At 46.5% G+C, this 15,059-nt stretch carries 18 protein-coding genes; 8 read left to right on the top strand and 10 right to left on the bottom strand.

Going from position 1 to position 15,059, the window contains the following annotated elements; translation table 11 throughout:
• Nucleotides 1-2: 2 nt before the first annotated feature.
• From mutM to radC, 5 genes are all read right to left on the bottom strand, one after another.
• A complete protein-coding gene (gene mutM / locus F7R24_RS11155) occupies nucleotides 3-815 on the bottom strand; it encodes a bifunctional DNA-formamidopyrimidine glycosylase/DNA-(apurinic or apyrimidinic site) lyase (RefSeq protein ID WP_151671338.1) in 813 nt (270 codons plus the stop codon).
• Nucleotides 816-858: 43 nt separating this feature from the next.
• Nucleotides 859-1,734 (bottom strand): DMT family transporter, encoded by an 876-nt coding sequence (locus F7R24_RS11150; RefSeq protein ID WP_151671337.1) that lies wholly within the window; start codon nucleotides 1,732-1,734, stop codon nucleotides 859-861.
• Nucleotides 1,735-1,854: 120 nt separating this feature from the next.
• A complete protein-coding gene (gene rpmG, locus F7R24_RS11145) occupies nucleotides 1,855-2,025 on the bottom strand; it encodes a 50S ribosomal protein L33 (RefSeq protein WP_036511775.1) in 171 nt (56 codons plus the stop codon).
• Nucleotides 2,026-2,036: 11 nt separating this feature from the next.
• Nucleotides 2,037-2,273, bottom strand: a complete 237-nt coding sequence (rpmB, locus tag F7R24_RS11140) for a 50S ribosomal protein L28 (protein ID WP_151671336.1) — start codon at nucleotides 2,271-2,273, stop codon at nucleotides 2,037-2,039.
• Nucleotides 2,274-2,477: 204 nt separating this feature from the next.
• Nucleotides 2,478-3,152: a RadC family protein gene (gene radC, locus F7R24_RS11135; RefSeq protein WP_151671335.1), complete on the bottom strand. Its 675-nt coding sequence runs from the start codon at nucleotides 3,150-3,152 to the stop codon at nucleotides 2,478-2,480.
• 120 nt (nucleotides 3,153-3,272) lie between these two features.
• Between radC and coaBC the strand changes: the two genes are divergently transcribed.
• The 5 genes from coaBC to slmA all read left to right on the top strand — a co-directional run bounded on the left by coaBC (nucleotide 3,273) and on the right by slmA (nucleotide 8,012).
• A complete protein-coding gene (coaBC, locus tag F7R24_RS11130) occupies nucleotides 3,273-4,481 on the top strand; it encodes a bifunctional phosphopantothenoylcysteine decarboxylase/phosphopantothenate--cysteine ligase CoaBC (RefSeq protein WP_151671334.1) in 1,209 nt (402 codons plus the stop codon).
• Between the two features lie 46 nt (nucleotides 4,482-4,527).
• Complete coding sequence (gene dut / locus F7R24_RS11125; protein ID WP_151671333.1) at nucleotides 4,528-4,983, top strand: dUTP diphosphatase; 456 nt, start codon at nucleotides 4,528-4,530, stop codon at nucleotides 4,981-4,983.
• Between the two features lie 65 nt (nucleotides 4,984-5,048).
• A complete protein-coding gene (locus tag F7R24_RS11120; protein WP_151671332.1) occupies nucleotides 5,049-6,437 on the top strand; it encodes a phosphomannomutase/phosphoglucomutase in 1,389 nt (462 codons plus the stop codon).
• A gap of 43 nt (nucleotides 6,438-6,480) precedes the next feature.
• Nucleotides 6,481-7,398, top strand: a complete 918-nt coding sequence (argB, locus tag F7R24_RS11115; RefSeq protein WP_151671331.1) for an acetylglutamate kinase — start codon at nucleotides 6,481-6,483, stop codon at nucleotides 7,396-7,398.
• 2 nt (nucleotides 7,399-7,400) lie between these two features.
• Nucleotides 7,401-8,012: a nucleoid occlusion factor SlmA gene (gene slmA, locus F7R24_RS11110; RefSeq protein ID WP_151671330.1), complete on the top strand. Its 612-nt coding sequence runs from the start codon at nucleotides 7,401-7,403 to the stop codon at nucleotides 8,010-8,012.
• Here the strand turns inward: slmA and F7R24_RS11105 are convergent.
• From F7R24_RS11105 to gpmI, 4 genes are read right to left on the bottom strand one after another with little or no spacing between them, the layout of a single operon-like run.
• Nucleotides 7,986-8,801, bottom strand: a complete 816-nt coding sequence (locus tag F7R24_RS11105) for a divergent polysaccharide deacetylase family protein (RefSeq protein WP_151671329.1) — start codon at nucleotides 8,799-8,801, stop codon at nucleotides 7,986-7,988. The two genes, slmA and F7R24_RS11105, sit on opposite strands and share 27 nt — an antisense overlap.
• 7 nt (nucleotides 8,802-8,808) lie before the next feature.
• Entirely contained in the window at nucleotides 8,809-10,086 is a 1,278-nt protein-coding gene (locus F7R24_RS11100; protein WP_240776090.1) for a S41 family peptidase, read from the bottom strand.
• A gap of 22 nt (nucleotides 10,087-10,108) precedes the next feature.
• Nucleotides 10,109-11,248, bottom strand: coding sequence for a murein hydrolase activator EnvC family protein (locus F7R24_RS11095; RefSeq protein WP_151671328.1), 1,140 nt, complete (start codon nucleotides 11,246-11,248; stop codon nucleotides 10,109-10,111).
• Between the two features lie 8 nt (nucleotides 11,249-11,256).
• Nucleotides 11,257-12,810: a 2,3-bisphosphoglycerate-independent phosphoglycerate mutase gene (gene gpmI, locus F7R24_RS11090; protein WP_151671327.1), complete on the bottom strand. Its 1,554-nt coding sequence runs from the start codon at nucleotides 12,808-12,810 to the stop codon at nucleotides 11,257-11,259.
• A gap of 153 nt (nucleotides 12,811-12,963) precedes the next feature.
• Between gpmI and F7R24_RS11085 the strand changes: the two genes are divergently transcribed.
• From F7R24_RS11085 to secB, 3 genes are read left to right on the top strand one after another with little or no spacing between them, the layout of a single operon-like run.
• The gene (locus F7R24_RS11085) at nucleotides 12,964-13,380 is read left to right on the top strand and encodes a rhodanese-like domain-containing protein (protein ID WP_151671326.1); all 417 of its coding nucleotides are present in this window, start codon (nucleotides 12,964-12,966) and stop codon (nucleotides 13,378-13,380) included.
• A 10-nt stretch (nucleotides 13,381-13,390) separates the two neighbouring features.
• The gene (gene grxC / locus F7R24_RS11080) at nucleotides 13,391-13,651 is read left to right on the top strand and encodes a glutaredoxin 3 (protein ID WP_151671325.1); all 261 of its coding nucleotides are present in this window, start codon (nucleotides 13,391-13,393) and stop codon (nucleotides 13,649-13,651) included.
• Between the two features lie 22 nt (nucleotides 13,652-13,673).
• On the top strand, nucleotides 13,674-14,153 hold the full coding sequence (secB, locus tag F7R24_RS11075) for a protein-export chaperone SecB (protein ID WP_151671324.1): 480 nt from the start codon (nucleotides 13,674-13,676) through the stop codon (nucleotides 14,151-14,153).
• Between the two features lie 7 nt (nucleotides 14,154-14,160).
• On the opposite strand, the gene F7R24_RS11070 is transcribed toward secB, so the two are convergent.
• Complete coding sequence (locus F7R24_RS11070; RefSeq protein WP_151671323.1) at nucleotides 14,161-14,844, bottom strand: tRNA-uridine aminocarboxypropyltransferase; 684 nt, start codon at nucleotides 14,842-14,844, stop codon at nucleotides 14,161-14,163.
• Between the last annotated feature and the right edge of the window lie 215 nt (nucleotides 14,845-15,059).

The raw sequence follows: 15,059 nt of genomic DNA, 5'->3' as shown, positions 1-15,059 counted from the left end.
CTTTATCGTTGACATTGGGGACAGTAAACACTACTTCGCTGCCCTAAGCGTACTTCTTTTAACGGATGACCACAGGTTTTACAGGGCTCACCTTTGCGTCCGTAGACAAACAGTTCTTGCTGAAAATAACCCGGTTTACCATCGCCACCGACAAAATCGCGCAACGTTGTTCCTCCACGCGTGATAGCGTAGTCTAAAACGCGCTTTATCTCGCCCACTAGCCGCTCTAAACGTTCTTTGGAGATACGTCCTGCCGCGCGACGAGGGTCAATACCGGAGGCAAACAGCGCTTCGCTGGCATAAATATTACCGACACCCACCACGACATGATTATCCATGATACGTTGCTTTATTGGCTGCTTTCTTCCGGTACAACAACGATAAAGATACTCAGGATTAAATGCCTCACTGAGTGGTTCTGGACCTAGAGTTTGCAATAAAGCATGCTGTGTATTGTTCGCTTGCCAAAGAATCGCACCAAAACGTCGGGGGTCGGTGAAACGTATTAGATGGCCATTACTGAGCTCTAAATCGACATGATCATGCTTACCAACAGGCGAGTTCAACGGCATCACCCTAAGACTACCGGACATACCCAAATGAATCAGTAACACACCCCTGGCCATCTCTAGCTGTATATACTTGGCTCGACGAGAAACTCGCTCGACACGCTGTCCCGGAAGCAACTCACTTAACTCACTGGGGATCGGCCAGCGTAATGAGGGCTGGCGTATGGTGATCGCTGTAATCGTTTGCGCTTCTGTATAAGGCGCAATGCCTCGACAGGTTGTTTCTACTTCAGGTAATTCTGGCATTTAACGCTCCACTCAAAATCCTCAGCCAAAACCTTCCGCCCAATCACCTTGTCGCCGACGCTGGACGCCTTAAAGCCAAGTAGACCCCTGTAACCGTTACCGCAACACCCAATAACGTCATTGCCGTTAATTGTTCATCAAACAACCACCAAGCTTCAATAGCGGTCAGTGGGGGTACTAAGTAAAAATAACTGGCAACTTTAGCCACTTCGCCTAACCGGATCATTAGCATTAGTAATAACACGGCACTGATCGATAAGCCAAACACTAACCAAAGCAATGCAAAAATCAGATCGGAATGCCAAATGATTTCTCGCGTTTCGAAAGCGAACGCCAATATACCCATGCATAATGCAGTGGATAGATATTGGTAAAAGGAGCCTGTTAACAGATCTGTCTGACCACCAAAACGCTTTTGATACAGGGTACCGATAGAAATACTGACTAAAGACACGATGACGGCAACTAAAGCGGCCGGATGAAGCACAAACGATTGGCCAACAAACCCATTACCCAGCACCAAGGAAATACCTAACAAGCCTACCAGCAAGCCAAGTGCTTGCTGAAGTCGCATCCCCTGCCCCATAAATAACCAAGCAAACAGGGCTGTTAATAATGGCTGTAGCCCAACCACTAAAGCGGTAATACCTGCCGGCAAGGACAGTTTAATCGCAACAAAAACGCCACCTAGATAAAGCGCATGAATGAGCAAACCAACGACCATTTGATGTCCCGCTTCGTTCAGCGGAGGCCATTTAGCTTTAAAGAACTGGATCAGCAAAAAGAAGACAGCCAGTGTCATCAACATGCGAATAAACAGAAGATTGAAAGGCTCGATCCAAGGTAGCGCAAAGCGTGCGCCGATAAAGCCGGTGCTCCAGAGCAATACGAAGACAAATGGCACGGAACGTATCAGCAATTTTTAAACTCCAGAAAAAACCATGCTCTGCAAAAAAATCATGCTATACAAAAAACCACGCTCTATAAAAAACAAAGCCCGGAACTAATGCCGGGCTTTGCTTGAGGTATCCAAAATCAATTACTTGATTTTAGCTTCCTTGTAAATCACGTGCTTGCGAACCACTGGATCATATTTTTTGAATTCAAATTTGTCCGGTGTATTACGCTTGTTCTTGTCAGTTGTGTAGAAATGACCAGTTCCTGCAGAGGATACCAGACGAATTTTCTCACGAGCGCCTTTAGCTGCCATTGTCTAGCTCCTTAAACCTTTTCACCACGGCCACGCAGTTCAGCTAGAACTGGGTCGATGCCTTTTTTATCAATGATACGCATACCTTTTGAAGAAACGCGTAGACGTACGAAGCGGTTTTCACTCTCAACCCAAAAACGGTGCCAGTGCAAGTTTGGCAAAAAGCGACGACGCGTTTTGCGGTTTGAGTGGGAAACGTTGTTCCCAGTGATCGGGCGCTTACCCGTTACCATGCAAACTCTAGACATTGCATTAATCCTGAAATCTGTAAGTTACTAAAACCTATCCGATGTTTATTGAGGCTAAACAAATCGCTAAAAATACTTAGCTCTCTCAGGCGGAGCGTCCACTGTACCGGACAAAATACCGTACCATTAAGGGATAGAAGGGCGCATATTATACCCAACTGGCAAGATTAAACCAGCTTAATTGATGATTTTTTCACCAACTGACTATAACCACCCTCTTTCGGCAAACGAAATCACCTCATTATCCCCCACCACCATGTGATCTAACACACGAATATCCACTAACGCCAGTGCCTCTTTTAGGCGATCAGTGATCTGGCGATCTGCTTGTGAAGGCTCTGCGATACCTGATGGGTGATTGTGTGAAAGAATCACTGCAGCCGCATTTGCCTCTAACGCAAGCTTAACTACTTCTCTTGGATAGACCGCCGCGGCATTTAAGGTGCCAAAAAACAGCTCTTCAAATCGAATCACTCGGTGACGATTATCTAAAAAAAGGCAGGCAAACACCTCTCGCGTTTGGTGTCTAAGTTTAGACGATAAATATTGACGCACCATGGATGGACTTTCCAGTGCAGATTCGCGAACCAAAGAGGCCTCCAAATGCCGCCTAGCCATCTCAAGTACGGCTTGCAACTGTGCGTACTTGGCAGGCCCTAAACCAGGCGCCATACAAAAGGTTTGCTGGTTAGACTCCATTAGGGGGCGCAAGCCTCCAAAATGATGCAGTTGCTCACGCGCTAAATCCACTGCTGACTTACCAGCGATGCCTGTGCGTAAAAAAATCGCTAGCAGTTCGGCATCCGTTAGACTGGCTGCCCCCTGAGATAAAAGCTTTTCACGTGGCCTTTCTGATTCAGGCCAGAGTCGAATCGACATGAAATTACCTCCTTGTTATCAAATTTGCAGGTTCCTTCCTGCACTGCTCTACGAAAATTGTCAGCAAGATGCTATCTTAGCGTCTTCCTTAATAACATGGAATCTTCAGGCTCTCTGGGTATGCATAGACTCACTAACAGACAGATTCTTCTGGGTATCACGGGCGGCATCGCTGCCTATAAAAGTGCAGAACTGACGCGCTTGTTGAAAAAAGCAGGAGCCGATGTTCGTGTTGTCATGACACCTGCAGCTACCGAGTTTATTACGCCCTTGACACTGCAAGCCTTGTCAGGTCATCCGGTGCACTTACAACTACTCGATCCAGAAGCTGAAGCAGGCATGGGCCATATCGAACTGGCACGCTGGGCTGACCATATTCTGATTGCCCCTGCCAGTGCCGACTTTATTGCGCGCTGCGCAGCGGGTATGGGAAATGACCTACTGACCACGCTGTGCCTCGCGAGCGATGCACAAATCAGTTTAGCACCGGCGATGAACCAAGCGATGTGGCGAGATTCTCACACACAAGCCAACATCGAAGCCTTAAGGGTAGCTGGCTTTAACATCTGGGGCCCTGATGCAGGTGAACAGGCCTGTGGTGACACAGGCCCTGGACGGATGCTAGAACCAACCGATCTTGCTGAAAGACTGGCTGCCGAGTTCGACTATTTAGCGTTAAGCGGAAAAACCGTATTTATTACCGCCGGTCCGACACGCGAACCCTTAGATCCGGTTCGTTTTATCTCTAACCACAGCTCTGGAAAAATGGGGTACGCTTTGGCGCAAGCTGCAGTGGATGCCGGCGCTAAGGTTAAGTTAATTTCAGGGCCCGTCAACTTAATGCCACCAGAAAGAGTGGACTGTGTCCAAATAGAAACCGCAGAACAGATGCTTGCAGCCTCTATGGAGGGGCTCGAAAGCTGTGATCTCTTTATCGGTGCAGCGGCCGTTGCTGACTATCGCCCAGTTGCGATTGCAGAACATAAAATCAAAAAAGGCAATGAAGAGATCATGGAGCTTCGGCTGGTCAAAAACCCCGACATTATTGCCACGGTCGCTAAACACACACATCGCCCCTTTACAGTTGGCTTTGCCGCTGAAACACGTGATTTGATTCATTATGCTAGAGATAAATTAACCCGCAAGAATCTCGACTTGGTTATTGCCAATGATGTTTCTGTGCCCGGTATCGGTTTCAATAGCAATGAAAATCAAGTCACTCTGGTGACCGCTGATAAAGCCACAACCTTACCACAAACCTCTAAGCGCTTATTAGCTAAGCAATTGATTGATCAGATTGCGCTGCAGTTGAAATCTAAACAGGCTTAAACACACACTAAAATTACCCAGGTCATTACAGTCACTAAGGCAGGTTATGAAAAAGTTACAGGTTAAAATTTTAGACTCACGTATCGGTAATGACTTTCCATTACCCAGCTATGCCACGTCAGGTTCAGCTGGGTTAGATCTGCGTGCGTGCCTTGAAGAAGCCTTAACCCTTCAACCAGGACAGACTGAACTTATTCCCACCGGTATGGCGATTCATATAGATGATCCCAGCCTATGCGCCATGATTTTGCCAAGATCTGGTTTAGGGCATAAACACGGTATTGTGCTAGGGAATCTAGTCGGTTTGATCGACTCCGACTACCAAGGGCAGTTGTTTGTTTCTTGCTGGAATCGTGGACAAAATAGCTTTGTTGTAGAGCCGGGCGAGCGCATTGCACAGTTAGTGCTGGTTCCGGTTGTTCAAGCCGACTTTGACGTGGTCGATGAATTCTCTGAAAGTCATCGCGGTGAAGGTGGTTTTGGTTCTTCAGGGAGACATTAAGGTAAAATATCGCTAACCCTTAACGCTAAACAATTTTGTAATCAATACACAGTCATGGAGTTGATGTGAGCTATTCATTAGATAATTTTGATGCTGAAGTATTTCGTGCCTATGACATTCGCGGCATTGCGGGAACTGCGCTGACCGACGCATTCGTTTGGCACTTGGGGCGCGCCTTTGCTGCGCAAGCATTACAACAGCAGGTAAAAACCGTTGTTGTTGCTGCAGATGGACGCCTATCGAGTCCCAATTTTAAAACATTACTCTGCCAAGGTTTACTGGCAGGCGGCTGTGATGTCATCGATATCGGCTTTGTTCCAACTCCGACGCTTTACTTTGCAGCCCACCAGCAAGCTGATAAAACCGGCATCATGATTACCGGTAGCCATAACCCCGCTGACTACAACGGCTTCAAAATGATGCTGGCTGGACACACCTTGTCTGGAGACGATATCCAAGCCCTACGCATTCGCATTGAAAATCAAGATTACAGCGAAGGACAGGGAGCACTGGTACATCAAGACTTCAGTGAAACTTACCTTAAGCGAATTACAGATGATGTAAAACTGCAGCGCCCTTTAAAAGTGGTGGTGGATTGCGGCAATGGTATTCCCGGAAATTTGGCTCCCGAGCTGATCAAACGCTTGGGTTGTGAAATCATTCCATTATTTTGTGACGTTGATGGTACCTTTCCTAATCACCACCCCGATCCGGGTAAATTAAAGAACCTGCAAGACGTCATTCGAGCAGTCGCAGAGCATAAAGCGGATCTTGGCTTAGCCTTTGATGGTGATGGTGACAGAGTGGGTGTGGTGACGGATCAAGGTCACGTAGTTTACCCCGATCGCGTGATGATGCTCTTCGCTGAAGATGTGATTGCACGTAACCCAAAGGCAGAGATTTTATTTGATGTGAAGTGTTCACGCTTACTGCCGAAAGTGATCGAAGCGGCGGGTGGTAAAGCGACGATGTGGAAAACAGGTCACTCACTGATTAAACAACAAATGAAAGCCTGTGGCGCTTTGCTTGCGGGTGAAATGAGCGGCCATATCTTTTTCAAAGAGCGCTGGTTCGGTTTTGATGATGGCCTATACAGCGCCGCTCGTTTATTGGAAATTTTAGCCACACGAACAGAATCGGCTGACGCAATTTTTAAAGCTTACCCCGAAGATATCAGCACACCTGAGATCAATATTGAAGTGCGTGATGACAACAAATTCCATATTGTTGAAGCGCTTCAACAACTCAGCTTTGAAGGCGGTAATGCCAGCCATATTGACGGCGTTCGCGTTGATTACCCCGATGGTTGGGGACTGATTCGTGCATCCAATACCACGCCCATGCTGGTGCTCAGATTTGAAGCGGAAACTCAGTCAGCACTGGAGCGCATTCGTGATGCGTTCCAACAACGCTTACATCAGGTTGTACCCGACTTGATGATTCCGCATGAATAAGTGGTTCAACTAGATAGATTCAATTAGATAAGGTGATCGGATTATGCCGCTAACACGCAAACAGGCCATTGATACCTCGAAAATTCTAAGTGAGGCGATGCCTTATATTCAAAAATTTGTCGGTAAAACGATTGTCATCAAATATGGTGGCAACGCCATGACTGACGAAAAGCTTAAGGCGAGTTTTGCCCGCGATATCGTGATGATGAAATTGATTGGTATTAACCCAATTGTCGTTCACGGCGGTGGCCCTCAAATCGGTAAGTTACTTGAACAATTGCAGATTGAATCTCACTTTGTTAATGGTATGCGTGTCACCGATTCAAAAACCATGGATGTGGTTGAGATGGTGCTCGGCGGCATGGTCAACAAAGAGATTGTCGGCTTGATCAATAGCGCTGGCGGTAAAGCGATCGGCCTGACCGGTAAAGATGGTGAATTGCTAAGGGCACGTAAATTACGCGTGAAGCATAAAACCCCCGAAATGGAAGCACCGGAAATTATTGATATTGGCCATGTCGGTGAAGTAGAAAGCGTCAATGTTAAAGTCTTGAACATGCTTGAAAACTCAGACTTTATCCCTGTTATTGCTCCGATTGGTGTCGGCTCTGATGGTCATGCCTACAATATCAATGCGGATTTGGTAGCAGGTAAAGTGGCTGAAGTCTTGATGGCTGAGAAGCTGATTCTGTTGACGAATATTGCTGGTTTATTGGATAAAGAAGGCAATGTGCTAACCGGACTGTCAACTGCTCAGGTGGATGCACTTATTGAAGATGGCACGATTTACGGTGGTATGCTACCCAAGATCGATTGCGCCTTAAGTGCTGTTAAATCTGGCGTGAATACAGCCCATATCATTGATGGTCGTGTCGAACATGCCTGTATGCTTGAGATATTTACCAATGAAGGTGTCGGAACGCTAATCACCAACAAATCGTTTTCAGCATTAGGATTGTAGGCATGACAGACAAGCAGCAACTGAAAATTTCACGACGTGAGCAGATTCTCCAAGCACTTGCTCAAATGCTTGAAGGTAATCCTGGTCAACGGATAACCACGGCTGCACTGGCTCGGGAAGTGGGAGTTTCAGAAGCTGCGCTGTATCGCCACTTTCCCAGCAAAGCACGCATGTTTGAAGGCCTGATTGGTTTTATTGAGGAAACTCTGTTTACGCGGATCAAGATCATTACGCAATCGGATGCCAGCGGTATTCGTCAGTGTGAACAGATCCTGACCCTCCTGCTTGCATTTGTCGAGAAAAACCCTGGTATGGCGCGCATCTTAACGGCCGACGCCTTAGCCGGTGAAACAGATCGTTTGCGTGGACAGGTCAATCAACTATTTGAACGCATGGAAACTCAACTCAAACAGATCATGCGTGAAGCTGAACAAAGGGAAGGGATACGGACGCAAATCCCGGCGGGGTCCTGTGCAAGCTTACTGGTAGCAACCGCTGAAGGAAAAATCCGTCAGTTTGTACGCAGTGAGTTTCGTCGTCGTCCGACAGAGCACTGGCCAGAACAATGGCCTAAGCTAGCTGAAGGATTATTCCGCCGCCAAGCGCAAAGCTGATTCGGGCTGTGTATCTTTGATGATTAGCTGATCTATCGCTTCTAAATCCGCCTCTTGCATCAAATAAGCTGAGGCGGTGACTCTCTGAATACCCAATTCATCCAATATCGGTAAACCTCGCTGAAGATACGCAAGTGTTTCAGGATATGGGTGTCCAATGACGATGACCTGCCCTTGCCGTAAAGCGATATCAATTGCACGCAAAAACTCTTTCTCTATCGCATCAGTATCTATTTGATGATCCAGAAAGACGTTGCGTTCAAGCACCGGAATATTGCTTTCTCGAGCAATAGTAGCCGCCTGAGTCAAAGCCGTCGTTCGGCTATCAATAAAAAACAAGCCCCGCTCTTTCGCCACCTCCATCACCCAACGCATTGGCTCTACCTGCTGCGTCAGCAGACTTCCCATATGATTATTTAGCCCTTGTACCATTGGCAAAGAATCTAAATTTTTTCTAAGGACCTGCTTAAACTCAGCCTCAGACTGATGCGGGTATAAGCCGCCTGGACCCAATGGAAGATTAGCTATATTAGCCATAGGCGCATGAAGGATGACTTCTTTGCTAGGTGCTTGATCTGCTTTTTCAGAAAACGCTTTGGCATCTGGTGTAAACGGAAGAACGGCATAGGTGATCGGACCTGGAAGCGCTAATGCTGCTGATCCTTGCGCAGCATTAACCCCTAGATCATCTAAAATTAACAACATACGTGGTGACACCTCATCCGCATAGGATGAGAGTGTATAAACAAGTCCTAACAGGCAACACAGCCCTGCAAGTTTCTGTTTCACGTGATGCTTAGTTCCTTCCTGGTTGAACGATGTTCAGTGCTTTCAACAAATTAAGCGCTTCATAAAGTTGATAATCGCGCTGCCCCAAAGGTTCATTGCTTTGGCGCTGAGCATCACTTCCGCTTAAGTGACCTGTTAAATCACGTTCACGAATTTGACCCGAAGTTGATTCAACACTGGTAATACGAGCGTCTTGAACGACGACATCAGGGCGAATGCCATCTGCCTGAATTGAACGGCCATCAGGTGTAAAGTAACGCGCAGTGGTTAGCTTAACGCCGCGACCAGAACTGACTGGCAGTATCGTTTGTACCGAGCCCTTACCAAAGCTATCCGTTCCCATAATCACAGCCCGGCGGTGATCTTGTAACGCTCCTGCGACAATTTCAGAAGCTGAAGCAGACCCTGCGTTAATTAATACCACCATCGGGATATCAGGCAATAGCGTGTCACTGGTTGCATTAAAGCGAAGCTCAGAGTTTGGCAAACGCCCTTCTGTGTAAACAATCAGGCCTTCAGAAATAAATGCATCACTGACCTGAACGGCAGACTGCAACACACCCCCTGGGTTATTACGCAAATCAAGCACAATACCTTTTAGCTCACCCATACCCTGCAACGTCTCAATAGAGTTTTTCAGCTGGTCAGCAGTGTTGTTCTGGAACTGGCTAATACGAATCATGCCATAGCCAGTTTCTAACAAGCGATGACGCACACTGGTCACGCTGATTGATGCGCGCTCTAAGGTCACTTCAAAAGGTTTTTCAACGCCATCACGAACAATGGTAATGGTGACTCTCGTGCCAATTCTGCCGCGCATTCTTTCAACGGCATCATTGAGAGAGAGCCCTTGGGTGGACTCCTCTCCAATTTTGGTAATTAAATCACCAGCCTGAATACCTGCACGCTGAGCAGGCGTGTCGTCAATCGGTGCGATCACACGAATAAAACCATCTTGTAATCCAACTTCAATACCGAGACCGCCGAAGCGACCCGAGGTATTAATTTGCAATCCTTCGAACGCTTTAGCATCAAGATAAGCGGAGTGAGGATCTAGACCACTGAGCATACCTCGGATGGCATCCTCTAACAGTTGCTGATCGGTTACCGGTTCTACATAAGCTGATTTGATACGATCGAATACTTCAGCAAACAGACGAATCTCTTCTACTGGAATCGTGGGTATCTCAAATGACTCATCGTTTTCAGCATAGACTGATGAGGCTCCACTCAGGAACGCTAGGGATACAACGTATAACATGGGATGGATTAGCAAACGCTTCATCTCTTCATCCTCTCCGCCCTGTCTAGGGTCTGCTTAGCCATTCTGATGGGTTAACCGGTTTACCCTGATGCCGTATGGCAAAATAAAGTCCAATCTCTTCATGTCCACCACTGTTTCCAACGGTCGCAATAGCTTGCCCCGCACTGACCCAATCACCGGGTTCACGCAACAGGGTTTGATTATGTCCATAAAGGCTCATGTAACCACCACCGTGGTCTAAGATCATCACCAAACCATAGCCCCGCAACCAATCCGAGAACACAACACGCCCTTGATGCACAGCACGTACCTGTGATCCGGTTTGACTACCAATCAACAAGCCCTCAAACGATACTCCACTGCGCTGACTGCCATAGGTTCTCAGTAAACTACCCTCAACAGGCCAAGGCAAACGTCCTTTTAGACTAGCAAACTGCTGATTATCTTGCGCTAATCTCGCCGCTTCTAAGGATTTTTGGATTTCAGCAAGTAACGATTCAAGCTCTTGCTGATCTCTACGAAGACTGGTGAGCCTTTGTTGCTCCTGTTGTTGAACTTGAGCCAAACGCGTCAGCGCTGCTTGCCGATCACTTTTAGCTTTTTCTAACTGCTCTTGCTCACGCGTTAATTGTTCTCGACGTTCTATAATCTGCTCTTCTGTTGAACCAATGGCGAGCCTTGTACTGCCTAAACTTTCAAGTTTCTCTTGATACGTTTGTAACTGCAGTGTCAGTTCAGCATTTAAGTAGTCATAGTAGCGTAGCATACGATCAAGCCGTTCAGGATCTTCCTGCTTTAACAACAACTCTAATCGAGGTTGACGGCCTTGGCGATACTGCTCTTGAATCAATTGATTAATTAACGCACGCCGCTCTTCTAAAGCCGTTTCAAGTTCAGCACGTTGAGATTGTAGCCCCTGCATATTTTCATTTAACTGCAGTAACTCTTGATCGAGTGAACGCAATTCCGCAGTTACTCGATTGATAGCCCGCTCGGCTTCAGCAAGAGCCTGCTGCTCATCTTTACGCTCTTTCTCTCTAGTGGCAATACGTGCCTGAAGCTGCGTAACATCTCGCTTTAAGCGCTCTAACTGAGCCGCTGTAGCCTGCGCATCTTGAGCATGCAATAACGTGGGCATACAGGCGATGCCCACCAATATCCAAGGCAAAATCCACTTGCACATTCGGATGATCAACTTAGTTCAATCAAGGTTTTTCCAGTCATTTCACTAGGTACTGGTAAATCCATTAAATACAGGACGCTAGGTGCAAGATCACACAAAGCTCCATCCTTGATAGAGACCTTATCAGCGCGCGAACCATCATAGATCAAGGCAACCGGCCAAATGGTGTGTGAGGTATGCGGCTGCCCTGTTTCAGGGTCTTGCATCATCTCAACATTACCATGATCTGCGGTAATCAAGGTTTCACCGTCTACACTACGCATCGCCTCTAGTACACGACCGACACACTCATCAACCACTTCAACAGCCTTAACCGCAGCATCAAATTTACCCGAGTGACCGACCATATCACCGTTAGCGAAGTTACAAACGATCAAGTCGTACTTTTTGCTTTTGATTGCTTCAACCAGCTTATCAGTGACTTCATAAGCACTCATTTCTGGTTTTAAGTCATAAGTTGCAACCTGTGGTGAAGGTACTAATATACGCTCTTCTCCCGGATAAACAGCTTCTTGGCCGCCATTAAAAAAGAAAGTCACGTGAGCATACTTTTCAGTCTCAGATATTCTGAGCTGTGTTTTACCCAGTGATGACAGATATTCACCCAAGTCGTTGTGAAGTGCCGTGGGCGGAAATGCACAGTCAGCTTTAATATCCGCAGCATACTCGGTCATCATCACATAAGCAGATAACTGAGGTACTAATACGCGCTCAAAACCGGTAAAGCTATCACCTTCTATCAGAGCCCGAGTGATTTCACGTGCTCGATCAGGGCGAAAGTTGGCAAAAATGACTGCATCGCCATCTTTAATAACTCCTTTTGGATGGCCTGCCATATCCGTGATCACGGTCGGTTTGACAAACTCATCGTTCTCATCACGAACATAGGCTTCTGCTAAGGCTTGCTGGGGAGATTGAGCAAAGAAACTTGCACTTCCTTTCACCATCGCACTATAGGCTTGTTCAACCCTGTCCCAGCGATTATCTCGATCCATCGCGTAATAACGACCAATCACCGTTGCAACCGCACCGCTACCCAAGCGACGAAACAGTGCATCAGCCTTTTCTAGGGAAGGTTCAGCTGAACGCGGTGGCATATCACGACCATCTAAAATGGCATGCAAATAAACTTCTGTTATGCCGCGATCGACCGCCATCTCAACGAGGGTGAAAAGGTGATCCTCATGGCTATGAACCCCACCCGGAGACAACAAGCCAGAGATATGAAGCGCAGTGCCCTTTTGTTTAACTTTATCCATCGCTTGTGTGATGGCTGGGTTAGTAAAAAAGTCACCGTCAGCGATAGATTTAGAGATACGGGTAAAGTTTTGATAAACAACTCGACCCGCTCCGATGTTCATATGACCCACTTCGGAATTACCCATTTGTCCATCAGGCAGACCAACAGCTAAACCCGATGTCGCAATTCGAGAGTTAGGGTTAGAGGCTAACAGCTTATCCCATACAGGAGTATTAGCGGCTTCAATTGCAGAAGAGGGTGTAGATTCAACTCCAAACCCGTCTAAGATAATGAGTGCTTTAGTTGATCGAGTATCGCTCATGGTCTGCCATCTATTTAATGAAAGTGAGAAGTAACACCATTTTACTGCCTATAGAGGATTAAGGCTAACACAGATACGTTTTGCCCTTATCCCGAAGGCTTGTACATTGTATACTTGGCAAAGTTTTTTTGAGTTCACACAACGGAAATCCAGATGGAAAGAATTTTTGAGTTTATTGGCAATCATCCTCTCTTAGTTACGGCTTGGCTACTCACATTGACAGTCCTGTTATGGACTGAGAAACGTAAATCAGGCAAATCTGTGACTACTGCGGAAGCAACCCGAATGATTAATAAAGAATCGGCACTGATTCTCGACATTCGGAATAAGAAAGAATGGGATACAGGGCATATTGCAAACTCCCGCCACATCCCTTTTGCCGACCTAGATCGCCGCATTACTGAGCTCGACAACTACAAAGAAAAACCAATCATTGTGGTGTGTAATCTAGGCCAGACGGCCGGCTCTGCTGGTAAAAAGCTAAAAACGGCTGGTTTTACCCAGGTCGCGCGTCTGTCTGGCGGTATTACTGAGTGGAAAGCTCAACATTTACCGATTGTGAAAAAATAAGGTAAATAATATGGCACAGGTTACCATTTACACTACAAGCACCTGCCCTTTCTGCCATCGAGCAAAGTACCTGCTTGACAAGAAGAAGGCTAAATATACTGAGATAGATGTTGGTCGTGATCAAACACTGCGCCAAGAAATGGCAAAACGCAGCGGTCGAAATACCGTTCCGCAGATTTTTATTGGTGATTATCATGTCGGTGGTTGTGATGATCTTTACGATCTAGACCTAGACAATAAACTTGACCCACTACTCAACCAACCCGCATAACAATTATTTAAGGAACTTAATCATGGCTGAAGAAAAAGTCACTCCACAATTTGCCCTACAGCGGGTTTATTTAAAAGATGCCTCTCTGGAAACTCCAGAAGGTGCAAACGTTTTCACTCAAGGCTGGAAGCCTGATGTTAAACTGGATTTAAATACGAAAACAGCTCAATTAGATGATACTCACTATGAAGTCGTTCTAACGATTACCGTGACCATCAAAAACAATGAAAAAACAGCATTGTTAATTGAATTGCAGCAAGCAGGTGTTTTCTTAATCAGTGGATTAGATGCACAACAAATGGGTCATACATTAGGTGCTTTCTGCCCTAGCATTCTATTTCCTTATGCTCGCGAAACAGTGGACAGCTTCACCACACGTGCTAGCTTCCCTCCATTGATGCTTGCACCCGTCAATTTCGATGCTCTATATGCACAGCAATTACAACAGCGTGCTCAACAACAAGCCGCTGATCAGCAAGCATCTCCTGAAGAAACACACTAATTTTTAATTAGTCTTCTTCCGCAGGCAGTGCTTCATTCGCTGCCTGCAAATTTCTTCCTTTAGCGGCATAATATTTTTGATTGAACAGATTAAAGTTATGCATCAGCGCTTCCGCTGCATTCAAATCCCCATACTGCTCTAACAATGCCACCGTTACTTCTGCAGTGCAAAGATGATGGTCAAGCTCAGCTTTGCGTAAAAAGTATCGGCTTCGAGAAAGTACTTTAGGCTCTATCACTGGCATATCTTGAAGATAAGCACTATGTCGAAAGATACGACGTGCTTGACGCCACGTACCATCAGGGATGATAAATAAAGGTCTATCCGGTAATTCTGCCGGATCATCAATCATACGATGCTGATAGTCAGGCGCAGCAGGGAAAACTATACACGCCGATTCTTTGCGAGCCATTAAAGCTGACTCAAAGTCTGAAGGCATAGATAGACGCTGCCACTCTGAAACACCTGTAGACGGAAAGGTATGGCAGATCAAGCGACCTGTGTTTGATGGTTTATAGAATTCGTTATGGTGCATCAATAGCCAGAAATCTGCCTGAGATTCACACTGTTTTAGATCAGCACAAATACACGACACTTTTGGCAAACAACAGGACTTACAACGAATAACTTTTGAACCACGAGCATTAAATGCTTTACGTGGATATGGGTGTGTTGGCTTTGGAATTAGCATTGAAGATATTCCTGAATGATGTAACTACATCTATGCTTCGCCGCTCCTGCGCATCCCTGCGCTCGCGGCATACCGTTCATCCATGAACATAATCGAGTAGGGTGAGGAGTTACCTCCTCATCCCTCTCACAGAACCGTGCGTACGGGCCTCGTACACGGCTCATGCTACCCACTATCCCAATTCAGGGACTAAGATACCCGTCCTTACCTTCGAT

This window comes from Nitrincola schmidtii (genome assembly GCF_008973715.1).
Classification (GTDB): Bacteria; Pseudomonadota; Gammaproteobacteria; order Pseudomonadales; family Balneatricaceae; genus Nitrincola; species Nitrincola schmidtii.
Note: the sequence above shows the minus strand (reverse complement) of the source record. Positions and strands in the feature narration are given on the sequence as shown.